Source organism: Citrobacter sp. RHBSTW-00859, from assembly GCF_013729795.1.
Taxonomy (GTDB): Bacteria; Pseudomonadota; Gammaproteobacteria; order Enterobacterales; family Enterobacteriaceae; genus Citrobacter; species Citrobacter braakii.
In genome coordinates this window covers 2,194,631-2,218,829 of sequence record NZ_CP056284.1, presented here as the reverse complement: position 1 = coordinate 2,218,829, position 24,199 = coordinate 2,194,631, and the positions used below count along the sequence as shown (strand labels likewise).

Genomic DNA, 24,199 nt, shown 5'->3' with positions numbered 1-24,199 from the left:
GTTATTATGTTAGGGTTTATAAATACGAAACAGCGTAATTCAGGAGTAACCGAACGTTGGATGCCGCAGCAATAATTAGCCTTTTTATTTTGGGTTCCGTACTCGTCACCTGCAGTATCTTACTCAGTTCATTCTCATCACGTCTTGGTATCCCTATTCTGGTGATATTTCTCGCTATCGGTATGTTAGCGGGAGTCGACGGCGTGGGCGGTATTCCTTTCGATAACTACCCTTTCGCCTATATGGTGAGTAACCTGGCGCTGGCGGTTATCCTGCTCGACGGCGGGATGCGCACCCAGGCCAGCTCATTTCGTGTCGCGTTAGGCCCGGCGCTGTCGCTGGCGACCGTCGGGGTGCTGATTACCTCCGGACTCACCGGCATGATGGCCGCGTGGCTGTTTCATCTGGATCTTATCGAAGGACTCCTGATTGGCGCGATTGTCGGTTCAACCGATGCCGCGGCGGTTTTTTCCCTGCTCGGCGGCAAGGGGCTTAACGAACGTGTTGGCTCTACGCTGGAAATTGAATCCGGGAGTAATGACCCGATGGCGGTGTTTTTAACCATCACGCTTATCGCCATGATTCAAAATCACGAGACCGGTTTAAGCTGGATGTTTGCGGTGCATATTATCCAGCAGTTCGGCTTAGGGATCATACTGGGTCTCGGTGGGGGCTACCTGCTTCAGCAAATGATTAACCGCATTTCACTGCCTGCCGGGCTTTATCCGCTACTGGCCTTAAGCGGTGGGATCCTGATTTTTGCCCTGACCACTGCACTGGAAGGCAGCGGTATTCTGGCGGTCTATCTGTGTGGTTTCCTGCTGGGTAATCGCCCCATCCGCAACCGATTTGGCATTCTGCAAAACTTCGACGGTCTGGCATGGTTGGCGCAAATCGCCATGTTCCTGGTGCTGGGACTGCTGGTTACGCCGTCCGACCTGCTGCCTATCGCGATACCTGCGCTGATTTTGTCTGCATGGATGATATTCATTGCCCGTCCGCTGTCGGTCTTCGCCGGACTGCTGCCGTTTCGTGGCTTCAATCTGCGCGAGCGCATTTTCATCAGTTGGGTGGGCCTGCGCGGTGCAGTCCCCATCATCCTCGCCGTGTTCCCAATGATGGCGGGTCTGGAGAATGCGCGCCTGTTCTTTAACGTCGCGTTCTTCGTGGTTCTGATCTCGCTGCTGTTTCAGGGAACGTCGCTTTCCTGGGCCGCCAAAAAAGCCAAAGTGGTGGTTCCTCCCGTCGGCTGGCCCGTTTCGCGCATTGGTCTGGATATTCATCCGGAAAACCCCTGGGAGCAGTTTGTTTATCAGCTCAGCGCGGATAAGTGGTGTGTAGGAGCCGCACTGCGCGACTTGCATATGCCGGAAGAGACGCGAATTGCCGCCCTGTTTCGTGACAACGTGCTGTTTCACCCATCCGGTAGCACGCGGCTGCGTGAAGGCGATGTTCTGTGCGTCATTGGTCGTGAGCGCGATCTCCCTGCTCTCGGCAAGCTGTTTAGCCAGTCGCCGCCGGTGTCTTTAGACCAGCGCTTCTTCGGTGATTTTATTCTCGAGGCCAGCGCAAAATACGCCGATGTGGCACTGATTTATGGCCTGGAAGATGGCACAAAGTATCGTGATAAACAGCAAACGCTGGGTGAAATTGTCCAGCATCTGCTTGGCGCCGCGCCGGTCGTCGGTGACCAGGTCGAATTTGCTGGCATGATCTGGACGGTTGCTGAGAAAGAAGATAATGCGGTGCTGAAGGTCGGTGTTCGCGTTGCTGAAGATGAGGATGAGGCGCGTTGATGCTTTTTGCCGGGCGGCGGCAGCGCTTTGCCCGGTTTGCGCTCTGCGTCGCATAAACGGTGTAGCCGGATGAAACGCATCAGCGTCGACATCCGGCTTTAGATACGTTACACCGTCACAACCGGCACGCGCAGCGCCAGAGAACACATCAACTCGTAGCCCACCGTACCCGAGGCGCTGGCCACATCGTCAATTTTAATCTCTTTGCCCCACAGCTCTACCGGCGTCCCGATCCCCGCCTGCGGACACGGTGTCAGATCTACCGCCAGCATATCCATTGAGACCGTCCCCACCGTTGTAGTGCGTACGCCGTCCACCAGCACCGGCGTTCCGCTTGGCGCATGGCGCGGATAACCGTCTGCATACCCGGTCGCCACAATGCCAATACGCTGCTCGCCGCTGGCGGTATAGCGTCCCCCGTAGCCCACCCGATCTCCAGCTTTCAGCGTCTGTATGCCGATTATCTCGCTGCTCAGGGTCATGACCGGTTTCAGGCCGGTATTGGCGATGTCCCGCCACTGTCCCGAAGGTGACGCGCCATACAAAATAATGCCCGGGCGCACCCAGTCATAATATGCTTCAGGGTGCCACAGTGTGGCGGCCGAATTGGACAGCGACCGTCTGCACTCCAGCCCTTCTGTCGCCTGTGCAATCCGCGCCATAGCTTCCTGAATACCTTCCGGGTGCTCCGCATCTGCAAAGTGGGACATCAGCGTCATTTCACCGACGTTGGGCATTGCCCGCAGCTGTTGCCAGACCGTTGATACTCTTTCCGGTAAAAAACCCAGTCGGTTCATGCCGCTGTTCACCTTCAGGTAAACATCCAGCGGCGCGTTGAGGCGCGCATTCTGCAGCGCTTTTAATTGCCAGTTACTGTGTACACAGGTGGTCAGACGATATTTGTCATACACCACCAGGTCTTCGGCGTGGAAAAATCCCTCCAGCATGAGTATCGGGCCTTTCCACCCGCGCTCACGCAGGGTTATCGCTTCTTCAAGATTGAGCATGGCAAAACCGTCGGTTGTGCCCAGCGCATTCCAGACACGTTCAATGCCGTGTCCGTATGCATTGGCTTTCACCACCGACCAGACGCGGGCGTCCGGCGCGGCCTGGCGGGTAATGGTCAGGTTTTGTTTCAACGCCTGCAGGTCAATGCTGGCCAGTATTGGGCGAGTCATCTCACGTCCTTATCAGTTATGTGCGCCATGTAAATGCCGTGGACGAGATGGGGTAAACCCCGGGCTGTAACGCGCCACGCTCAGATCGTCGTAAGGAATGGCTGGTGTGCGGCCAGACAGAATGTCGCTCAGCAACTGACCCGAACCGCAGGCCATGGTCCAGCCCAGCGTGCCGTGGCCGGTATTAAGCAGTAGATTCTTAAAGCGCGTTCGCCCGATCACTGGCGTACCGTCCGGCGTCATCGGACGCAGCCCGGTCCAGAAGGTTGCCTGCTCCACATGCCCACCGCGTGGGAAGAGATCGCGGACGACCATCTCCAGCGTCTCACGACGGGGTTGCAGCAATTCCGTATTGAAGCCGACAATCTCCGCCATGCCGCCAACGCGAATACGATTATCAAAGCGGGTAATGGCGATTTTGTAGGTTTCATCAAGGATCGTTGAAACCGGCGCGCCGTCATCTTGCGCCACCGGAATGGTCAATGAATAGCCTTTGAGCGGATAGACCGGAATATCAACGATCCCCTTCAGCATCGCCGTAGAGTACGAGCCGAACGCCATTACATAGGCATCGGCTTTGACTATCTCCTCGCCACACTGAACGCCATAAATCTGCTCACCATCGCTCAACAGCTTATCGACCGGAGTATTAAAGCGAAATTTCACACCCGCCTGCTCCGCCATCAGCGCCAGACGCTGGGTAAACAGCTGGCAGTCACCCGTTTCGTCATTCGGTAAACGCAGACCGCCGGTCAGCTTGTGTGCCACTTCCGCCAGCGCCGGTTCAACTTCCGCCAGGCGGCTTGCTTCCAGGAGCTGATACGGCACACCGGCGTCCTCGAGGACGGCGATGTCGCGGGTCGCGTTCTCATACTGTTGAGCGGTACGGAACAGTTGCAACGTTCCACCCTGGCGTCCTTCGTACTCGATACCGGTAGAGGCGCGTAGCGCTTTCAGGCAATCACGGCTGTATTCCGCCAGTCGCACCATCCGGCCCTTGTTTTCCATGTAATGGCTGGTGTCGCAGTTACGTAGCATCTGCCACATCCATTTCAACTGGAACTGCGTCCCGTCGAGGCGAACGGCCAGCGGCGCGTGGCGCTGAAACATCCATTTAATTGCTTTAAGCGGAACGCCTGGCGCCGCCCAGGGTGCTGCATAACCTGGAGAGATTTGCCCCGCGTTCGCCGCACTGGTTTCCAGTGCCGGACCGGGCTCACGATCAATGACGGTGACATCGTGTCCAGCCTGACTTAAGTACCAGGCGCTGGTCACGCCAACGACACCACTTCCCAGTATGACAACTCGCATAGCCACTCCGTTAACAGTAAAAGAACAATCATCTAATTACATCTTGATAACTCAGTTGAAAATATTATTCAACATATGGCTTTTTTATGGTGACTTATCTCACATATGGCGGTGATGGCGGGGAACTCCCTGCTTTGGTATCTCCTGCTGTGCGTTATTTTTATCCAGCATAAAATTTTGCGGCCATACCGTTTTTCGACGCCTCGCTAACAAGAAATCGCAAAGAAAAAAATTCAGCCGCAGCACGTTTTTTAACACCATGATCTATGCTTGAAATGAGGTACTCCAGACAGAGAGTGCCGCCAACAATGAGGGTGCGCGAATGGCTACGATTGATTCCATGAACAAGGACAGCACACGGTTAAGCGATGGACCCGACTGGACGTTTGATCTGCTGGATGTCTATCTGGCGGAAATAGACCGCGTGGCGAAACTCTACAGACTGGATACCTACCCGCACCAAATCGAGGTGATCACCTCCGAACAAATGATGGACGCTTACTCCAGCGTCGGGATGCCAATCAACTATCCTCACTGGTCGTTTGGTAAAAAATTTATTGAAACCGAGCGTTTGTATAAGCATGGTCAGCAGGGGCTGGCCTATGAGATTGTTATCAACTCCAATCCGTGTATCGCGTATCTGATGGAGGAGAACACCATCACCATGCAGGCGTTGGTGATGGCGCATGCCTGCTACGGACATAACTCCTTCTTTAAAAACAACTATTTGTTCCGTAGCTGGACGGATGCCAGCTCCATCGTTGATTACCTGATCTTCGCGCGAAACTATATTACCCAGTGTGAAGAGCGTTACGGCGTGGATGAAGTCGAAAAGCTCCTCGACTCCTGTCACGCGCTGATGAACTACGGCGTGGATCGTTACAAACGCCCGCAAAAAATCTCCCTACAGGAAGAGAAAGCCCGACAGAAAAGCCGTGAAGAGTATCTGCAAAGCCAGGTAAATATGTTGTGGCGTACGCTGCCGAAGAAAGAGGAAGAGAAAACCGTTGCGGAAGCCCGACGTTATCCTTCTGAACCGCAGGAGAACCTGCTGTACTTCATGGAGAAGAACGCCCCGCTGCTGGAATCCTGGCAACGCGAAGTGCTGCGCATTGTGCGCAAGGTCAGCCAGTATTTTTATCCGCAGAAACAGACCCAGGTGATGAACGAAGGGTGGGCCACTTTCTGGCATTACACCATCCTTAATCACCTTTATGACGAAGGTAAAGTCACCGAACGGTTTATGCTGGAGTTTTTACATAGCCATACCAATGTGGTGTTCCAGCCGCCGTACAACAGCCCGTGGTATAGCGGCATAAACCCCTATGCCCTGGGTTTTGCCATGTTCCAGGATATTAAACGAATTTGTCAGTCGCCTACCGAAGAGGACAAATACTGGTTCCCGGATATAGCGGGTTCTGACTGGCTGGAAACCCTGCATTTCGCGATGCGCGATTTCAAAGATGAGAGCTTCATCAGCCAGTTCCTGTCACCGAAGGTTATGCGTGATTTCCGCCTGTTCACCGTGCTGGATGACGATCGTCATAATTATCTGGAGATTTCCGCGATTCACAACGAGGAAGGATATCGTGAGATCCGCAACAGGCTGTCGTCGCAATATAACCTGAGCAACCTTGAGCCGAATATTCAAATCTGGAATGTCGATCTGCGCGGCGACCGCTCGCTCACCTTGCGCTATATTCCGCATAACCGCGCTCCGCTGGATAAAGGACGCAAAGAGGTGCTCAAGCATGTGCACCGGCTCTGGGGTTTTGACGTGATGCTGGAGCAGCAGAATGAAGACGGCAGTGTGGAACTGCTGGAGCGTTGCCCGCCGAGGATGAACGGTCTGTAAATCTTAATGCCGGATGGCGACGCGAAAACGTCTTATCCGGCCTACAATCGTGCAGTTCGTAGGCCGGATAAGGTGCGATTAGCGCCCCTGAATAGCTAAATCGCCCGGCAGGTTTTTCTGCATACGATGCCAAATCTCGCCGCTGTCGTGACCATAGCGACGCACCGTTTCATATACCTGCTCATGAGCACCCTGATCACAAAGTTCTGACAGCTTACGGTAAAAGCTCAGCGCCAGCGCGCGGGCTTCCGGATTGGCGAAATAATGGCGGCCAATGCGGGTATATAATCCCTTCATTCCATTGAGGATCAAACCGTAAATCGGATTGCCAGAGGCAAATGCCAGACCGCGGAAAATGTTATAGTCCAGATCGGCGAACGCATCAGCATGGTCGGCCACCTGATTTGCCGTTGCCAGAACCTCCTGCGCTTTATCAGGATGCTGGCGAAACGCGGTACGAACAAAGATCGTCGAGATGTTGGTACGCACGGACAGCAGATTATCAATAAGCTGCGGCACGCTCTCGTGATCGAGACGCGCCAGCGTTTCAAGGATATTTAGCCCAGAGGTTTCCCAGAAGTTATTCACCTTCGTCGGCTTGCCGTGTTGAATGGTCAACCAACCGTCCCGCGCCAGACGCTGTAATACCTCGCGTAACGTGGTACGTGTCACTCCAATCAGTTCAGAGAGTTCACGTTCAGCAGGCAAAATAGTGCCAGGTGGGAAGCGGTTATTCCAGATACTTTCAATGATGTACTCTTCCGCGAACCCAGCCGGGCTTTGCGCCTTAATGACCATAGTGATAATTCCATTACACAGCAAAACATAGTTACAGTTATCATACCAGACGGGCTACATGGCTGATAGCTGACGCAATGAAGAAAAAGTGGATCAAGGCTTCATTTTCCAGATTACGCTGAAGCACAGCCAGCCTTGTCCGTCGCGTGAATAGCTTGCCTGTACTCCCTCCTCCCGCTAAGCTTTGCGGTCAAACATAAAAACATGATTTCATTTTTAAAGGTAGGGAAATCACCATGGAGCTATCATGGGGCCGCGCTATGTGGCGCAATTTTTTAGGTCAATCACCTGACTGGTACAAACTTGCACTACTCGTTTTCTTAGTCGTTAACCCGGTTATATTTTTCATCAATCCCTTTATTGCGGGCTGGCTGTTGGTGGCCGAGTTCATTTTTACGCTGGCGATGGCGTTAAAATGTTACCCGCTGCTACCAGGCGGGTTGCTAGCCATCGAGGCGGTCATCATCGGCATGACCAGTGCCACACATGTGCGTGAAGAGGTTGCCGCTAACCTTGAGGTGCTATTGCTGCTGATGTTTATGGTGGCTGGCATCTACTTTATGAAGCAGTTGCTGCTGTTTATTTTCACCCGCCTACTGCTTACGATTCGCTCCAAGATGCTGCTGTCGCTGGCATTTTGCGTTGCCGCTGCCTTCCTTTCTGCATTCCTGGATGCGCTGACCGTTGTTGCCGTGGTAATCAGCGTAGCGGTTGGTTTTTATGGTATTTACCATCGCTTCGCCTCTTCCCGCACGGAAGACAACAATATGCTCGATGATAGCCATATCGATCAGCACAATAAGGTCGTACTGGAGCAGTTCCGTGGTTTTCTGCGCAGCCTGATGATGCATGCGGGTGTCGGTACGGCGTTAGGCGGCGTAATGACTATGGTCGGCGAACCGCAAAACCTGATTATCGCCAAAGCGGCTGGCTGGCATTTTGGTGACTTTTTCCTGCGCATGTCGCCGGTCACCGTCCCGGTGCTGATTTGCGGCCTGTTAACCTGCATGCTGGTTGAGAAATTGCGCTGGTTTGGCTATGGCGAAACGCTGCCGGAGACCGTCCGCGATGTCCTGCAACAGTTTGACGATCAAAGCCGTCAGCAGCGTACTCGTCAGGAAAAAATCAAACTGATTGTTCAGGCGATTATCGGTATCTGGCTGGTGGTTGCCCTGGCCCTGCATCTGGCGGAAGTCGGATTAATCGGTCTGTCCGTCATTATCCTGGCCACGTCGTTGACCGGCGTTACTGACGAACACGCGATTGGTAAAGCGTTTACCGAGTCGCTGCCTTTCACTGCCCTGCTAACCGTGTTCTTCTCTATCGTTGCGGTGATTATCGATCAACAGCTCTTTTCACCGATTATTCAGTTTGTTTTGCAGTCCTCTGAACATGCTCAACTGACGCTGTTCTATCTCTTTAACGGTCTGCTGTCTTCTATCTCTGATAACGTGTTTGTCGGCACCATTTACATTAACGAAGCCAAAGCCGCGTTGGAACATGGGACCATCAGCCTTAACCAATTTGAGCTGTTAGCGGTGGCGATCAATACCGGGACTAACCTGCCTTCCGTTGCTACGCCAAATGGCCAGGCGGCATTCCTGTTCCTGCTGACCTCCGCGCTGGCACCATTGATTCGACTCTCTTATGGTCGCATGGTGTGGATGGCTCTGCCTTATACTCTCGTCCTGACGCTGGTTGGTCTGCTTTGCGTCGAGTTCACGCTTGTTCCGGTGACTGAGTGGATGACCCAGGCGGGCTGGTTAGCTACACTTTCATAACAATTTACCGGGCAAATCACTGCCCGGTTTGACTTTTTGCATGATAATTATCCGATTACTCAAATTTTCAATTCCTGCTAGTGGCGCATAAATTGAATTGGTTTAAACTGCGCTCTCTACGCATGTTGCAGGGAAATTATTATGTTGCGATTTTTAAACCAGTGCTCCCGAGGTCGTGGTGCATGGTTATTGTTGGCGTTAACCGCCTTTGCGCTGGAGCTTGTCGCGCTGTGGTTCCAGCACGTCATGCTGCTAAAACCTTGCGTGTTGTGTATTTACGAACGTAGCGCATTATTTGGCGTGATGGGCGCGGGGCTGGTGGGGGCTATCGCACCAAAAACGCCGCTGCGCTATGTGGCGATGATTATCTGGATTTACAGTGCCTGGCGCGGACTGCAGTTAGCTTATGAGCACACCATGATTCAGTTGCACCCATCACCGTTTATGACCTGTGATTTTGCCGCACGCTTCCCGAGCTGGCTGCCGCTGGACAAATGGCTGCCGCAGGTGTTTTTAGCATCCGGTGACTGTGCTGAACGCCAGTGGTCTTTTTTAACCCTGGAAATGCCACAGTGGCTGTTGGGGATCTTCGCCGCTTACCTGGTGGTCGCCGTGCTGGTAGTCATAGCACAGCCGTTTAAACCGAAAAAACGTGACCTCTTCGGTCGCTAACAGAGACGCTCCTTCGGGAGCGTTTTTTTTGCCTTAAATTCATTGCCTGCTGGCATCTATAAAATGTATATTAAATACATCTTATAGATACCACACCAAGGAGATGTCTGATGTCCCATTTACGCATCCCGGCAAACTGGAAAGTAAAACGCTCTACTCCCTTCTTTACCAAAGACAACGTCCCGGCAGCACTTCTTTCTCACCATAACACCGCAGCAGGCGTGTTTGGACAGCTCTGCGTAATGGAAGGTACGGTAACGTATTATGGCTTTGCCAATGAAGACGCAAAAGAACCTGAAGTGAAAGTGGTGATTAATGCCGGTCAGTTCGCGACCAGCCCACCGCAGTACTGGCATCGCGTTGAATTAAGCGACGATGCGCAATTCAACATTAACTTCTGGGTGGAAGATGACAACCACTCCGATGAAATGTATCAGGCGAAAAAGTCTTAACCCTTAACGCCTGCTAATCGATGGGCGGGTCAGTCCGCCCATGAAGGTTTGTTCAGGATATGATCCTGCCAGTCACGCACTTCCGACTCTTTCACCGCAATATGACGAACCGAGATACGTTCACCGTGCATCGCCGCTTTTGATCCTGTCAGCAACGGGTGCCACTCCGGCAGCCCTTTTCCTTCTGCGAGCAGACGATAGGCGCAGGTCATCGGCAACCATTCAAAAGTCGGCAGATTATCACGCGTCAGTTTGATGCAGTCAGGCTCGTACTCGAATCGACGTTCGTAATTACGACACTGGCAGGTTTTAATGTTGAGCTGACGACAGGCGACGTTGGTAAAGTAGATTTCGTCAGTGTCTTCATCCATCAGCTTATGCAGGCAGCATTGACCGCACCCGTCACATAATGACTCCCACTCGGCATCGGTCATTTCATCAAGGGTTTTACTTTGCCAGAAAGGTATGTCGCTCATCAGGGTTTCCGCTATTGCAATAAAGCTGCACCTTATAACCAGTCTGGCACGCTGATGCAAGTTTTGCCGCCCGAAAAGGCGGCAAGCAGAGATTACAGCACGCGGGTTGTTAGCGTTTGACTGTGAAAACTGATGGCCAGTTCGTCGCCGCTGCTTAAAGGTCCCACGCCTGCTGGCGTTCCCGTTAGCACCACATCGCCCGCTTTGAGGGTAAAGAAACGGCTCATATAAGCAATCAAGGGAACGATGTGATGGATCATGTCCGCCGTGGAGCCGTGCTGGCGAGTTTCACCGTTGACCGTTAATCCAAGCATCGTATCCTGCGGATCGCCATTAAATTCCGCCACCGGAATAAATCCAGACAGCGGGCAAGAGTTATCAAAACCCTTCGCTTTTTCCCATGGCTGCCCCGCCTTCTTCATTTTGCCCTGAATATCGCGCAGGGTCAGATCCAGCGCGACACCATAACCGGCAATGGCTTTGCGCACATGATCTTCTGTCGCTTGCCGCAGGGTCGCGCCGATCAGCACAGCCAGCTCAACTTCATGGTGGACAGACCCCATATCAGATGGGATCACCAGCGGCTGGCGCAAATCGCACAGCGCGGTTTCCGGTTTAATAAACAGAACCGGTTCTTCCGGGGTGGTTCCGCCCATCTCTTTAATATGGTTGGCATAGTTACTCCCTACGCAAACCACCTTACTCACCGGATAATCCAGCAGAGCACCATGCCAGTTGTGATGTTGATACATTACTTTCCCCTAACGTAGTCATAGATTTCAGGTACTGCATCGATGGAACGTGCTGCTGCCGGATGCAGTTTAACGTTTAGCGTCTGGTGTATTTTGTTTTGCCGCTGCCAGATGCTGTTTAAGTAAATCTTCTGGCGGCGGGGGTATTTGTAAATAATAGCCCTGCTCGGTCAGGGCCTGTTTTACTTTTTCAAGATCGGCATTAACTAATTTTTTACGCCCATCAAGCGGTAACATCATTGCCAGCGTCGGCTGACCAAATCCTCTCATCAGTTCTTCAGGAACGCGCGAGAAATCGTCTTTTTTTTCGACATATAAATAGGTCTGGTCACGTTTGCTGCTTCGGTAGATCACACAAAACATATCTTTTACTCTGAATTCACGGAATGGTGGCTTGCCTCAATATAATACTGACTATAACATGCCTTATAGTCTTCGGAATATCACCCCGCGCTGGGGATGATAAATAGCAAATTGAGTAAGGCCAGGATGTCAAACACGCCAATCGAGCTTAAAGGCAGTAGCTTCACCTTATCAGTGGTTCATTTACATGAAGCAGAACCCGAGGTTATTCGTCAGGCGTTGGAAGACAAAATCGCGCAGGCACCGGCTTTTTTAAAACATGCTCCCGTGGTGGTTAACGTGAGTGGTCTTGAAAGCCCGGTAAACTGGTCAGCGCTGCAGAAAGTGGTCGCGTCTACCGGATTGCGCATTATTGGCGTTAGCGGATGCAAAGACGCCAGACTAAAGGCAGAAATCGACGAAATGGGTCTTCCTTTACTGACTGAAGGTAAAGAAAAAGCTATTCGTCCTGCGCCTGTTGAGGTCCCGGCTCCCGTCGCTCCGCCGCAAAACGTTACTCCCATCACAAAAACACGATTAATAAATGTGCCGGTTCGTTCCGGTCAGCGCATTTATGCTCCACAATGTGATCTGATTGTTACAAGCCACGTCAGTGCGGGCGCAGAGCTTATCGCTGATGGCAATATTCATGTTTATGGAATGATGAGAGGCCGTGCGCTGGCAGGTGCAAGCGGCGATCGTGAAGCGCAAATTTTTTGTACCCATCTGACGGCAGAACTGGTGTCTATCGCAGGTGTTTATTGGCTGAGTGATAAAATCCCAGCAGAATTTTATGGCAAAGCGGCCCGTCTGCAATTAGCAGAGAACGCTTTGACAGTTCAACCGTTGAATTGATCCCTTTTTAACAAGGAATTTCTATGGCACGCATTATTGTTGTTACTTCGGGTAAAGGGGGCGTTGGCAAAACCACCTCCAGCGCGGCCATCGCTACAGGTTTGGCCCAGAAGGGAAAGAAAACTGTCGTTATTGATTTTGATATCGGCCTGCGTAACCTCGATCTGATTATGGGTTGTGAACGCCGCGTCGTTTACGACTTCGTCAACGTTATTCAGGGCGATGCGTCGTTAAATCAGGCGTTAATCAAAGATAAGCGTACCGAAAATCTCTTTATTCTTCCGGCATCACAGACTCGCGATAAAGACGCGCTGACGCGTGAAGGCGTCGCGAAAGTTCTGGACGACCTGAAAACGATGGAATTCGATTTCATCGTCTGCGACTCCCCAGCGGGTATTGAAACCGGCGCGCTGATGGCCCTGTATTTTGCCGATGAAGCGATTATCACCACTAACCCGGAAGTCTCCTCTGTACGTGACTCTGACCGTATTCTGGGTATTCTGGCGTCGAAATCTCGTCGTGCGGAAAACGGTGAAGATCCGATTAAAGAGCATTTGTTGCTGACGCGCTACAACCCTGGCCGCGTAAATAAAGGTGACATGCTGAGCATGGAAGACGTACTGGAAATTCTGCGAATCAAGCTGGTTGGCGTGATTCCTGAAGATCAGTCAGTCCTGCGCGCGTCTAACCAGGGTGAGCCGGTTATTCTCGACATCAATGCTGATGCCGGTAAAGCCTATGCTGATACCGTAGACCGTCTGTTGGGAGAAGAACGTCCTTTCCGCTTCATTGAAGAAGAGAAGAAAGGTTTCCTCAAACGCCTGTTCGGAGGATAAGTTATGGCATTACTGGATTTTTTTCTCTCGCGGAAAAAGAGCACAGCGAACATCGCTAAAGAGCGACTGCAGATTATTGTTGCGGAACGTCGTCGTAGTGACGCCGAGCCACATTATTTACCGCAACTGAGGAAAGATATTCTCGAGGTTATCTGCAAGTATGTACAAATTGATCCCGAAATGGTCACCGTACAGCTTGAACAAAAAGACGGCGATATTTCTATCCTCGAACTTAACGTGACATTACCTGAAGCTGAAGAGTCTAAATAACGGCTTTGCTCAGTGAGTTATAGTTGCAAAAAAAGGCAGATTATTCTGCCTTTTTTATTTTCAGTTTCTTGCCAGGCTGTTGCGGATTTATTCCAAAGTAAACTTTGGATAGTTTTCGGCAAAATAGCGGCGCAAATACTCAACCGTAATACGGATTTTTGCCGACGTCGCCAGCCGAGAAACATAAACCGCCCATATATTTGCTGGTTGATAATACTCGGGTAATACGTGTACCAGATGTCCACCGGCAATGTTGTCGCAAACGTCCCACCACGAACGCAGGGCAATTCCCTGCCCATCAAGACACCACTGATGTACCACTTCGCCATGATTAGACGACAGAGGCCCCGTAACTTTAATTGAGTGAGCGCCCTCTTTATTACGCATTTGCCAGATGCCAAACGGATGGTCGCGCTCTTTGATAACCAGACAAGGAAAAGTGGAGAGATCGTTGAGTTGCTTCGGCGTCCCGTGCTGCGCCACAAATTCCGGCGAAGCGCACAGAATACGGTAGTTAGTCGCCAGCTTGCGGGCAATCAGGTTCGGCGCGATATCATCCCCGATACGAATATCAAGATCGACGCCCTCATTCACCATATCCACCAGGCGGTCTTCAACATCGAACCTCAGTTCTAACTGCGGGTACGCTTTTGCCAGCGCAGACAGCGCCGGAGCCACCACCCGACGGCCAAAACCAAAGCTACTAATAATACGTAGCATCCCCTGCGGGATCTGCCTGGCATCCGACAACTCGTCCATCATCTGATCGACATCCTGCAGGATCCGCTGCGCCCATTCGTAGATCCGCTCCCCCTCTTCCGTGATGGTTACACGCCGCGTTGTCCGGTGCAGCAGCACCACGTTCAGTGTCTGCTCCAGCAGGGCTACTCGCTTACTGATAAAAGCCGGTGATACACCCAGTTCCTCGGCAACGGCGGCAAATCCTGCCCGACGGGCAACCAGCATAAAGACGCGTAAATCATTTAGCAGCGGCAGATTATTCATGATCTGTGTTTTATGTTTCACCAGTTAGGGGGATTAACTATTAATCAGTCAATTATAGGATAAGGGGAAAGTCAATTTTGATGGCGAACAAGTGAGAGCTGCTATGAAGAAAACCTGTCGTATTGCCGCTATCCCCGGAGATGGCATTGGTAAAGAAGTGCTGCCTGAAGGCATTCATGTGTTACAGGCAGCCGCCGAGCGTTGGGGGTTGTCGCTCAGCTTTGAGCAAATGGAATGGGCGAGCTGCGAGTACTACGCCCATCACGGTAAAATGATGCCGGATGACTGGCATGAGCAGTTGCAATCCTTTGATGCTATCTATTTTGGCGCCGTTGGCTGGCCGGACACCGTACCGGACCACATCTCTTTATGGGGCTCGCTGCTTAAGTTTCGCCGCGAATTCGACCAGTACGTCAACCTGCGTCCGGTACGCCTGTTCCCGGGAGTCCCTTGCCCACTGGCGGGCAAGCAGCCAGGCGACATTGATTTCTACGTCGTACGCGAGAACACCGAGGGAGAATACTCTTCTCTCGGCGGACGCGTGAGTGAAGGGACGGAACACGAGGTGGTTATCCAGGAGTCGGTCTTCACCCGTCGCGGCGTGGATCGTATATTGCGTTATGCTTTCGAGCTGGCGCAAAACCGCCCGCGCAAAACCCTGACCTCGGCGACCAAATCCAATGGTCTGGCCATCAGCATGCCTTACTGGGACGAGCGTGTTGAAGCAATGGCGGCTAACTATCCTGAGATCCGTTGGGATAAACAGCATATCGATATACTGTGCGCCCGCTTTGTGATGCAGCCGGAGCGCTTTGACGTTGTGGTTGCTTCCAACCTGTTCGGCGACATCCTCTCCGATCTGGGTCCGGCCTGTACCGGGACGATTGGCATCGCACCTTCTGCCAACTTAAACCCGGAACGCACCTTCCCGTCCCTGTTCGAGCCAGTACATGGTTCGGCTCCCGATATTTACGGAAAAAACATCGCCAACCCGATTGCCACTATCTGGGCTGGCGCCATGATGCTGGACTTCCTTGGCAACGGTGATGCCAACTATAAGGCTGCCCACGACGGTATTCTGGCGGCAATTGAGCACGTTATTGCCAGTGGCCCGAAAACACCGGATATGAAAGGCTGCGCCACCACGCAACAGGTGGGAGAAGCCATCTGTCAGGCACTACGTTAGAGGTCAAACCACGAAATATGCGCCGCGTCACTGACGCGGCTTTTTTATGCACTTTGTGGAGCCAATAACCTGCGCTAATTCACCTTTTATTATTTCCGTTCCGTGTTTTATTGCTTCACACATCGGGCAATTGTTTAATTCATGTAAATAACAAATAATAAAATTGTTAAATAAAAAATAACTCATTCTACCCCTACAGCATGATAACAACGACAGGCTAATGCCATACGCGGGCAACTGTGCCCAGGAGATCCCATGTTGAGCAACGTCAAGAAAAAAGACATGCCGCTGATAGCCATCAGCCTGGTGGCTATTCTTTTCATCGCCGCCACACTTAGTCTCTTCCCTCAGCAGTCTGCACAAGTCGCAAATACCCTTTTTAACGGCGTTACCCGGATGCTGGGTTCCGCCGTGCAGATCCTCGTTCTGATGGCTATGGGTCTGGTCGTCTGGCTGGCTACCAGTAAATACGGCAACATTCGTCTGGGAGAAGGTAAAGCGGAATACAGCACGCTCTCCTGGCTTTTTATGTTTATATGCGCCGGATTAGGCTCCTCCACGCTCTACTGGGGCGTTGCTGAGTGGGCCTATTATTACCAGACCCCGGGTCTGAATATCGCGCCGCACTCGCAAAAAGCGCTGGAATACAGCCTGCCTTACTCCTTTTTCCATTGGGGGATCAGCGCATGGGCGACCTACACGTTGGCCTCATTAACCATGGCCTACCACTTCCATGTGCGTAAAAACAAAGGACTGAGCCTGTCCGGGATTATCGCCGCCATTACCGGCGTGCATCCGCAGGGCGTCTGGGGTCGCCTGGTTGACCTGATGTTCCTGATCGCGACAGTTGGCGCGTTAACCATCTCTCTGGTCGTCACCGCCGCCACCTTTACCCGCGGTTTGTCTGCCCTGACGGGGTTACCGGATAACTTCACGGTGCAGGCGTTTGTGATCCTGTTCTCTGGCGGCATTTTCTGCCTGAGCTCCTGGATTGGCATCAATAACGGTTTGCAACGTCTGAGCAAAATGGTCGGCTGGGGGGCATTTTTACTGCCGCTGCTGGTGCTGATCGTCGGCCCGACCGAGTTCATCACCAACAACATCATCAACGCCATCGGCCTGACGACACAAAATTTTTTGCAAATGAGCCTCTTCACCGACCCGCTTGGCAACGGTGAGTTCACCCGTAACTGGACGGTGTTCTACTGGCTGTGGTGGATCTCCTACACGCCGGGCGTGGCAATGTTTGTCACTCGCGTATCCCGTGGTCGCAAAATCAAAGAGGTTATCTGGGCATTAATCCTCGGTAGCACTGTTGGTTGCTGGTTCTTCTTTGGCGTGATGGAAAGCTACTCCATTCACCAGTTTGTGAACGGCGTGATCGACGTACCGCAGGTTATGGCGACGCTGGGCGGTGAGACAGCCGTACAGCAAGTGTTGATGTCGTTGCCTGCCGGGAAACTGTTTCTGGTGGCGTATCTGGCGATCATGATTATATTCCTCGCCTCACACATGGATGCTGTGGCCTACACCATGGCGGCCACCAGCACGCGCAACCTGCAGGAAGGGGAAGATCCGCAGCGCAGTCTTCGTCTGTTCTGGTGCGTGGTCATCACCCTGATCCCATTATCAATTTTGTTCACCGGCGCGTCCCTGGAAACCATGAAGACCACGGTGGTTCTGACCGCTCTTCCATTCCTCGCCATCCTGTTGGTGAAGGTTGGCGGTTTTCTGCGCTGGGTACGGCAGGACTATGCCCACGTTCCTGCGCATCAAATTGAAAGTCATCTTCCCGAAGCGCCAGTTGACGTCCCGGTCGCGCCACCGGCCGGGACACTACTCAAAGGCGACAATTAAGCGCCAGTACAAAAATCCTCTTACTCACAAATTAAAGGTATTCCAATGAGCAATCTGAGCCCTGAGTTTATTCTGCCGCAAAATTTCTGTGCCAACCCGCAGGATGCCTGGACTATCCCGGCCCGGTTTTATACCGACCATCAGGCTTTCGAACACGAACAAGAAAAGGTGTTCGCTAAAAGCTGGATTTGCGTCGCCCACAGTAGCGAACTGGCGAAACCCAATGATTATGTTACCCGAGAAGTGATTGGCGAGAATATCGTGCTGGTACGTGGTCGCGATAACGTGCTGCGGGCATTCTACAACGTCTGCCCGCATCGCGGCCATCAGCTGTTGAGCGGCGAGGGGAAAGCGAAAAATGTGATTACCTGCCCTTACCACGCATGGGCATTCAAACTTGACGGCAATCTGGCGCATGCGCGTAACTGCGAAAACGTCGCCAACTTCGACAGCGAAAAAGCGCAACTTACACCAGTACGCCTGGAAGAATATGCCGGATTCGTGTTTATTAACATGGATCCGAACGCGGGCAGCGTGGAAGAACAACTCCCTGGTCTTGCAGACAAAGTTATCGAAGCCTGCCCAGACGTGCATGACCTGAAACTTGCTGCGCGCTTTACGACTCGTACCCCAGCCAACTGGAAGAATATTGTCGATAACTATCTGGAGTGCTACCACTGCGGTCCGGCCCATCCAGGTTTTTCCGACTCGGTCCAGGTTGACCGTTACTGGCATACCATGCACGGCAACTGGACGCTGCAATACGGTTTCGCCAAACCTTCAGAGCAGTCATTTAAGTTCGAAGAAGGGGTTGATGCCGCCTTCCACGGTTTCTGGCTGTGGCCGTGCACCATGCTCAACGTGACGCCAATCAAAGGCATGATGACCGTTATCTACGAATTCCCGGTAGATGCGGAAACCACGCTGCAAAACTATGACATCTACTTCACCAACGAAGAGCTGACCGAAGAGCAGAAACAACTGATCGAATGGTATCGCAACGTCTTTCGTCCTGAAGATTTACGTCTGGTTGAAAGCGTACAAAAAGGGCTGAAATCGCGCGGGTATCGCGGCCAGGGACGCATTATGGCGGACACCAGCGGCAGCGGCATCTCCGAGCATGGCATTGCCCATTTCCATAATCTGGTCGCCCAGGTTTTTCAGGAATAACCCGGGGCTTTTACGACAGGTTCCGGCGCGTCGCTGAGCCGCGTCGGACAGATTTTTTAGGGAGGCCGCAATGTCTGATTATCAAATGCAAGAAGTCCGGGTCAGCCGGATTGAGACGATTACCGCGCAGGTAAAATGCTTCACCTTAACGGCGACCTCAGGCCAGCCGTTGCCTGCGTTTCAGGGTGGCAGCCATATTATCGTGCAGATGCGCGATGGCGAGAACCTGTACAGCAATGCGTACTCGCTGATGAGTTCACCACGCGATACGCGCGCCTATAAAATCGCCGTACGCCTGGAGGAAGCGTCCAAAGGCGGCTCACGATATCTGCATCAAAACGTGAAGCCCGGCGACACGCTCACGATCTCCACACCAAATAATCTCTTCGCCCTCGCCCCTCAGGCACAAAAACATCTGTTGATTGCCGGAGGTATCGGCATCACACCGTTTTTATCGCAACTCCCGGAGCTAGAACAATCTCAGACGCAATGGCAACTGCACTATTGCTCTCCCAGCCAGGAGACCTGCGCGTTTCATGACGAACTCATGCAACACCCCAGCGCCGATCGCATTCATCTGCACCTGTCGAACGCAGGCACCCGCCTCGATTTAGCCCGTCTGCTGGCAGATGTTGAACCCGGCACGCATATCTACACCTGTGGCCCTGCGGTGCTCAACGATGCTGTCAGAGAAGCGGCTTCCCGCCTTGGGCTGGACAGCAATACGCTACATTTCGAACAATTTGCCGTGGAAGAGAAAGGCGGCGACGCCTTCACCCTGGTGCTGGCGCGTTCCGGGCGCGAGTTTGTGGTCCCGGAAGAGATGACCATTTTGCAGGTTATCGAAAATAACAAAGCCGCCCGGGTTGAGTGCCTGTGCCGGGAAGGTGTTTGCGGCACCTGCGAAACGACGATTCTCGAAGGGGAAGCGGATCACCGCGATCAGTATTTCAGCGACGACGAAAAAGCCAGCCAGCAAAGCATGCTCATCTGCTGCTCGCGCGCCAAAGGTAAGCGCCTGGTGCTCGATCTGTAGCGTTGCGCAGGCCGGGTCAGCAAACGCGCGACCCGGCGAGCCTGGTGACTTACTGCGGGTATTCCTGCAGCAGCGCGTTGAGGCGATCGGACATCAATTCGCCACGCCAGCCGGAAACCAGCTCTGGCAGGGATTGCTGCGGCTTTAATTTCCAGTGCCAGTTGAGCAACTGGTTGATCTGGCGACGCGAAGCAAGCAGTTCGACGCTGAGATTATGTTCCGCACTCACCTCGGCAACCAGCGCTTTGATGGCTTTGAACGCCTTGCGATACCCTGGCATATCCATCAAATTCAGCAGCGGCTGCGGTAGCGACTCTTCCGGTAAAGCCTGTGCCTTTTCCACCAGGGCGATCAGCGTTTTACCGTGGAAACGAATTTCGCTCCCGGAAAGACCCAGGCTATCCAGTTCACCCAGGCTGCCCGGCATATAACGCGCCACCGCCCACAGGTGCTCTTCACGTACCACGAAGTTTACCGCCAGATCGCGCTCGCGTGCTTTACGCAGTCGCCAGTCGGCAAGCAATTGCAGGCAGGCTAGCTGACGGGTGCGCAGTTGCCATGCGTTGGTGATGTCACGCCAGGCGTCTTCTGGCGCCAGAATCTCCTGGCGACGCTGCTGCATTAAGCGGCATTCGTCCAGCGCAGCTGGCAGCCAGCCGCTGGCTTCGGTTTCAGCCATCAGTTTTGTGGTGATCGGTAACAGATACCAGACGTCAGCCGCCGCGTATTCGCACTGACGCTCGGTCAGCGGTCTGGCCAGCCAGTCGGTACGCGATTCGCTTTTGTCGAGCGCCACACCCGTAAACTCTTCCACCATCGAGGCGAAGCCCCACGACAGTGGACGACCGCAAAACGCGGCCAGGATTTGTGTGTCAATTAACGGCTGCGGAAGTTCGCCAAAAGCGTTGAGAAACACTTCCAGGTCTTCACTTCCCGCATGCAGGAATTTGGTGATGGCGGTATCACGCAGAATATCGCGCAGGGGCGACCAGTCGGTGATCCCTAGCGGATCAATCAGAGCAACGTGTTTGCCATCAAACAGCTGGATCAGCCCCAACTGCGGATAATAGGTACGTGTGCGAACAAATTCGGTATCCAGGGCTATCGCCGGAAATTCACGGACGGCTTCGCACAGCGTGGCTAACGCGTCGTCCGTGGTGATCATTTGATAATTCAAATCGTGCTCTCTTAGGTTTGCGCCAAAAAAAACGCCGATTTACCCGGCGTTTTCTGCTGGCTGACTTAACGCTCAGCCTTTATTGTCCACTTTGGCGCGCGCTTCGTCACGTAATTCTCGTCGCAAAATTTTACCGACGTTAGATTTCGGCAACTCGTCGCGAAACTCCACCAGCTTCGGTACTTTATAGCCCGTCAGGTGACGACGGCAGAAAGTGATAAGCGCCTCATCAGTTAACGAGGCATCTTTCTTCACCACGAAAATTTTCACCGCTTCACCGCTGCTGCCCGACGGAACGCCAACCGCAGCCACTTCCTGTACGCCAGGATGTTGCATAACCACGTCTTCAATTTCGTTTGGATAGACGTTGAAGCCGGACACCAGGATCATATCTTTCTTACGATCGACAATACGCAGGAAGCCTTCATCATCCATCACCGCAATATCGCCGGTGTGCAGCCAGCCGTCTTTGACGATTTCGTCGGTGGCGTCTGGTCGCTGCCAGTAGCCCAGCATCACTTGCGGACCTTTCACGCACAGTTCGCCCGGTTCTCCCGGCGGCACTTCGTTATCGTCGTCATCCACCAGTTTGACCTCGGTGGAAGGAACCGGTAACCCGATACTGCCGCTGTGGTAGTCGATATCGTGAGGGTTGACGCTCACCAGAGGGGCACACTCCGTCAGGCCATAGCCTTCCAGCAGATACTGACCCGTCAGCTTCACCCAACGTTCAGCTACCGCCTGTTGAACCGGCATCCCGCCGCCTGCCGAAAGGTGCAGTGACGAGAAGTCCAGTTGTTGGAACTCTTTGTTATTCAGCAGCGCGTTAAACAGCGTGTTGACGCCGGTCATGGCGGTGAACGGATACTTCGCCAGCTCTTTTACCAGTCCCGGAATATCACGCGGGTTGGTAATCAGCAGGTTTTGACCGCCCAGCTCAATAAACAGCAGACAGTTCATCGTCAGCGCAAAAATGTGATACAGCGGTAGGGCCGTCACCACCAGTTCTTTACCCGGATGCAGCAACGGGCCATAAGTGGCGTTAACCTGCTCAAGGTTAGCCAGCATGTTACGGTGCGTAAGCATCGCGCCCTTCGCCACACCGGTAGTCCCCCCGGTATATTGCAGGAACGCCAGATCTTCCGACACCACTTCGGGTTTCACATACTGCATGCGATAACCGTTTTGCAGCGCACTACGAAATGAGATGGCATCCGGCAGGTGATATTTCGGCACCAGACGCTTGATATACTTGACGACAAAGTTAACCAACGTCCCTTTGGCGGTCGACAGCTGATCGCCCATACGCGTCAGGATCACGTGTTGCACCGACGTTTTGTCGACGACTTTTTCCAGCGTGTGGGCAAAGTTAGACACGATGACAATCGCCGACGCGCCGCTGTCGTTGAGCTGATGTTCCAGCTCGCGAGGCGTGTACAGCGGGTTCACGTTCACGACGATCATGCCGGCACGTAAAATCCCAAACAGTGCGACCGGATATTGCAGCAGGTTCGGCATCATCAATGCGACGCGATCGCCCTTCTTCAGCCCGAGTCCCTGTTGCAAATAGGCCGCAAATGCCCGGCTACGCTCTTCAAGCTTGCGGAAGGTCATCACCTCCCCCATGTTTACAAACGCGGGCTGATCGGCATACCGTCTTACTGAGTGTTCAAAGAGTTCCACCAGGGATTGATAACGGTCAGGATTGATCTCCGCAGGAACACCAGCGGGATAACGGTTAAGCCAAACCTTTTTCAATACATCACCTCTAAAATGCGTATTCGTCGTCATCACAACCCCAGGCAATAAACAAATTGTTAACATAATATTAACTCAGCGTACCAGTTTGTTTATTACACAACGACAAGGTTGCGAAGCACGTCACTATTTATTTTTCTTATATCCACGTTAATGCAGAAACAGCGGACGAGCCGCTGTTTCTTTTACTCATAAAACAAAGAGTTACTCAGTTACTATGGTCTGAACCTGTGCCGGGCCGGGATTGTACCATCCCCATCCACCGTAGCCACCGTAAGGCCAGCCACGCGCACCGTAGAACCAGGGGTCGATCGGCTGAGGCGGCATAACAATTTGCTGAGTAATATGCCAGCGTTTATAGCCAGTTACCTGCATCAGCATAAATTTATACGGCGTATTACCGATTTTTCCATCCACAGTACCGCTAATCGGACCGACGACGGTAACCAGTTGACCGCGGAAGTCCACCGGGTCGAGGAAGCCATTTACATCAGCATAAATTCGCCCGCGGGAGGCTTCGCCCAGCACCGGTCGCGCCCCGCTATCAAGAGGAACAGTGGCAATTTCCAGACGGGATTTCCCCTGCTGGTTCTGAATATCCACCACTTTACCGCCGAAACGCGCTTCCTGTCCGACATACAGCTGCGGGGCATTCATCACCCGCACCAGATCCTGCTGCGGCGTAGGGCTCGAACCTTTAATCGCGTCCGGGATGGTGACACAACCGCTAAGCATTAACGCGAATGCGCCCGCCAACACACCTTTCAATAACTGCTTTTGCACCGCCATATTGCGACTCCCTTTTCTTAGCTTCTGCCCCGACCAATTCACCATGCTACGCACTGACGGCTATGCGAATTAACCAGGGATGTACTACTAAGATTCATTCTTTACCGGGAAGTTTCTTCCATGCCACGGTGTTACGTAAATAAACCGGTTCCGCATGTTCAACCGCCACGGTCTTACCGGCAGCCAGCATTTGCGTGGCAACAGGCAGCATATCTTCAGCCGCCGGAAGCAAAACGTCGCCATCGCTCAGCGTCAGACCGCTGTCTTTACCGAGCTCAGGCCAGGCAGGCCAGCCCGTTCCGACCGTTACCCACTCGCCAGACAGTTGCAGTAAACGCGCATGCACCTGCTCGGGGGTTAGCACCGCTTCGGTTTCTTCACCGTGCCAGTTGCCGTGCTCATCACGCAGGTATTCGGCCCAATAGACTTCGCCCATTCGCGCGTCGATCGCGGCCAGTACGCGGGTCGCGCCCGACTTACGCCAGGCTCCCTGCGCCATTGTTGCCAGGGTGGAAACGCCGATCATCGGTAAATTCGCGCCTAACGCCAGCCCCTGAGCAATGCCAATCCCAATACGTACACCGGTGAAACTGCCAGGACCGCGACCAAACGCCAGAGCGTCGATATCGGTTAACGTGAGATCGCCAGCAGCCAGGATTTCCTCGACCATTGGTAAAATTCGTTGGGTGTGTTCTCGTGGGCAAAGCTCGAAATGAGCCTTGGTAGTACCGTCATTCCACAGGGCAACAGAGCACGCCTCTGTGGCGGTATCGATAGCCAGAATTCGCATGGGTGTTTGTGATCAGGTCAATAAATTTGGCGCGCATCTTACCACACTCCGTAACAA

General features: G+C 53.0%; 22 protein-coding genes and 2 pseudogenes. 12 read left to right on the top strand and 12 right to left on the bottom strand.

The genetic code is table 11. The annotated features are described in order from the left end of the window. Positions 1 to 56: 56 nt before the first annotated feature. Positions 57 to 1,787 (top strand): annotated as a pseudogene (locus HV302_RS11095) (potassium/proton antiporter); the annotation flags it as partial. Here HV302_RS11095 and HV302_RS28580 read toward each other — a convergent pair. The 3 genes and pseudogenes from HV302_RS28580 to HV302_RS11085 all read right to left on the bottom strand — a co-directional run. Next, positions 1,734 to 1,850 (bottom strand): annotated as a pseudogene (locus HV302_RS28580) (hypothetical protein); the annotation flags it as partial. The pseudogenes HV302_RS11095 and HV302_RS28580 sit on opposite strands and share 54 nt — an antisense overlap. Before the next feature lie 53 nt (positions 1,851 to 1,903). After that, entirely contained in the window at positions 1,904 to 2,974 is a 1,071-nt protein-coding gene (gene dadX / locus HV302_RS11090) for a catabolic alanine racemase DadX (RefSeq protein ID WP_181627333.1), read from the bottom strand. Between the two features lie 12 nt (positions 2,975 to 2,986). Further along, positions 2,987 to 4,285, bottom strand: a complete 1,299-nt coding sequence (locus HV302_RS11085; protein WP_046275019.1) for a D-amino acid dehydrogenase — start codon at positions 4,283 to 4,285, stop codon at positions 2,987 to 2,989. A 322-nt stretch (positions 4,286 to 4,607) separates the two neighbouring features. Between HV302_RS11085 and HV302_RS11080 the strand changes: the two genes are divergently transcribed. Further along, on the top strand, positions 4,608 to 6,140 hold the full coding sequence (locus HV302_RS11080; protein ID WP_003833557.1) for a SpoVR family protein: 1,533 nt from the start codon (positions 4,608 to 4,610) through the stop codon (positions 6,138 to 6,140). A gap of 78 nt (positions 6,141 to 6,218) precedes the next feature. Here HV302_RS11080 and fadR read toward each other — a convergent pair whose 3' ends face one another. Further along, positions 6,219 to 6,938, bottom strand: a complete 720-nt coding sequence (gene fadR, locus HV302_RS11075) for a fatty acid metabolism transcriptional regulator FadR (protein WP_016153370.1) — start codon at positions 6,936 to 6,938, stop codon at positions 6,219 to 6,221. Positions 6,939 to 7,174: 236 nt separating this feature from the next. On the opposite strand from fadR, the gene nhaB reads away from it, so the two are divergent. From nhaB to HV302_RS11060, 3 genes are all read left to right on the top strand, one after another. Beyond that, on the top strand, positions 7,175 to 8,719 hold the full coding sequence (nhaB, locus tag HV302_RS11070; protein WP_029139569.1) for a Na(+)/H(+) antiporter NhaB: 1,545 nt from the start codon (positions 7,175 to 7,177) through the stop codon (positions 8,717 to 8,719). A gap of 141 nt (positions 8,720 to 8,860) precedes the next feature. Beyond that, positions 8,861 to 9,391, top strand: a complete 531-nt coding sequence (gene dsbB, locus HV302_RS11065) for a disulfide bond formation protein DsbB (protein WP_003844060.1) — start codon at positions 8,861 to 8,863, stop codon at positions 9,389 to 9,391. Positions 9,392 to 9,501: 110 nt separating this feature from the next. Further along, on the top strand, positions 9,502 to 9,843 hold the full coding sequence (locus tag HV302_RS11060) for a DUF1971 domain-containing protein (protein ID WP_016153372.1): 342 nt from the start codon (positions 9,502 to 9,504) through the stop codon (positions 9,841 to 9,843). A 29-nt stretch (positions 9,844 to 9,872) separates the two neighbouring features. Here the strand turns inward: HV302_RS11060 and HV302_RS11055 are convergent, their stop codons facing one another. The 3 genes from HV302_RS11055 to HV302_RS11045 form a co-directional block, all read right to left on the bottom strand. After that, positions 9,873 to 10,319 carry a YcgN family cysteine cluster protein gene (locus HV302_RS11055; RefSeq protein WP_016153373.1) on the bottom strand — a complete coding sequence of 149 codons (447 nt, stop codon included), beginning with the start codon at positions 10,317 to 10,319 and terminating at the stop codon, positions 9,873 to 9,875. Positions 10,320 to 10,411: 92 nt separating this feature from the next. Continuing rightward, positions 10,412 to 11,071 (bottom strand): fumarylacetoacetate hydrolase family protein, encoded by a 660-nt coding sequence (locus HV302_RS11050; RefSeq protein WP_131405058.1) that lies wholly within the window; start codon positions 11,069 to 11,071, stop codon positions 10,412 to 10,414. Between the two features lie 69 nt (positions 11,072 to 11,140). Beyond that, the gene (locus HV302_RS11045) at positions 11,141 to 11,434 is read right to left on the bottom strand and encodes a YcgL domain-containing protein (RefSeq protein ID WP_016153375.1); all 294 of its coding nucleotides are present in this window, start codon (positions 11,432 to 11,434) and stop codon (positions 11,141 to 11,143) included. A 126-nt stretch (positions 11,435 to 11,560) separates the two neighbouring features. On the opposite strand from HV302_RS11045, the gene minC reads away from it, so the two are divergent. From minC to minE, 3 genes are read left to right on the top strand one after another with little or no spacing between them, the layout of a single operon-like run. After that, positions 11,561 to 12,268: a septum site-determining protein MinC gene (gene minC, locus HV302_RS11040; protein WP_016153376.1), complete on the top strand. Its 708-nt coding sequence runs from the start codon at positions 11,561 to 11,563 to the stop codon at positions 12,266 to 12,268. A gap of 23 nt (positions 12,269 to 12,291) precedes the next feature. Then, the gene (gene minD / locus HV302_RS11035) at positions 12,292 to 13,104 is read left to right on the top strand and encodes a septum site-determining protein MinD (RefSeq protein WP_003020956.1); all 813 of its coding nucleotides are present in this window, start codon (positions 12,292 to 12,294) and stop codon (positions 13,102 to 13,104) included. A 3-nt stretch (positions 13,105 to 13,107) separates the two neighbouring features. Next, the gene (gene minE / locus HV302_RS11030; RefSeq protein ID WP_001185666.1) at positions 13,108 to 13,374 is read left to right on the top strand and encodes a cell division topological specificity factor MinE; all 267 of its coding nucleotides are present in this window, start codon (positions 13,108 to 13,110) and stop codon (positions 13,372 to 13,374) included. Positions 13,375 to 13,461: 87 nt separating this feature from the next. On the opposite strand, the gene HV302_RS11025 is transcribed toward minE, so the two are convergent. Then, complete coding sequence (locus HV302_RS11025) at positions 13,462 to 14,379, bottom strand: LysR family transcriptional regulator (RefSeq protein ID WP_016153377.1); 918 nt, start codon at positions 14,377 to 14,379, stop codon at positions 13,462 to 13,464. Positions 14,380 to 14,482: 103 nt separating this feature from the next. Between HV302_RS11025 and HV302_RS11020 the strand changes: the two genes are divergently transcribed. The 4 genes from HV302_RS11020 (at position 14,483) to HV302_RS11005 (ending at position 19,628) form a co-directional block, all read left to right on the top strand. After that, entirely contained in the window at positions 14,483 to 15,565 is a 1,083-nt protein-coding gene (locus HV302_RS11020) for a tartrate dehydrogenase (RefSeq protein WP_049269114.1), read from the top strand. A 255-nt stretch (positions 15,566 to 15,820) separates the two neighbouring features. Beyond that, a complete protein-coding gene (locus tag HV302_RS11015; RefSeq protein ID WP_049043155.1) occupies positions 15,821 to 17,422 on the top strand; it encodes a BCCT family transporter in 1,602 nt (533 codons plus the stop codon). Positions 17,423 to 17,467: 45 nt separating this feature from the next. Then, positions 17,468 to 18,592, top strand: a complete 1,125-nt coding sequence (gene yeaW, locus HV302_RS11010; protein WP_181627332.1) for a carnitine monooxygenase, oxygenase subunit YeaW — start codon at positions 17,468 to 17,470, stop codon at positions 18,590 to 18,592. 70 nt (positions 18,593 to 18,662) lie between these two features. Continuing rightward, a complete protein-coding gene (locus HV302_RS11005) occupies positions 18,663 to 19,628 on the top strand; it encodes a PDR/VanB family oxidoreductase (RefSeq protein ID WP_075848666.1) in 966 nt (321 codons plus the stop codon). Positions 19,629 to 19,677: 49 nt separating this feature from the next. Here the strand turns inward: HV302_RS11005 and rnd are convergent, their stop codons facing one another. From rnd to tsaB, 4 genes are all read right to left on the bottom strand, one after another. Beyond that, the gene (rnd, locus tag HV302_RS11000; RefSeq protein WP_016156789.1) at positions 19,678 to 20,793 is read right to left on the bottom strand and encodes a ribonuclease D; all 1,116 of its coding nucleotides are present in this window, start codon (positions 20,791 to 20,793) and stop codon (positions 19,678 to 19,680) included. An 84-nt stretch (positions 20,794 to 20,877) separates the two neighbouring features. Next, positions 20,878 to 22,563, bottom strand: coding sequence for a long-chain-fatty-acid--CoA ligase FadD (gene fadD, locus HV302_RS10995; protein WP_131379489.1), 1,686 nt, complete (start codon positions 22,561 to 22,563; stop codon positions 20,878 to 20,880). A 204-nt stretch (positions 22,564 to 22,767) separates the two neighbouring features. Then, positions 22,768 to 23,352, bottom strand: a complete 585-nt coding sequence (locus HV302_RS10990) for a Slp family lipoprotein (protein WP_016153384.1) — start codon at positions 23,350 to 23,352, stop codon at positions 22,768 to 22,770. Between the two features lie 94 nt (positions 23,353 to 23,446). Continuing rightward, on the bottom strand, positions 23,447 to 24,142 hold the full coding sequence (gene tsaB, locus HV302_RS10985; protein WP_094761103.1) for a tRNA (adenosine(37)-N6)-threonylcarbamoyltransferase complex dimerization subunit type 1 TsaB: 696 nt from the start codon (positions 24,140 to 24,142) through the stop codon (positions 23,447 to 23,449). Positions 24,143 to 24,199 lie beyond the last annotated feature (57 nt).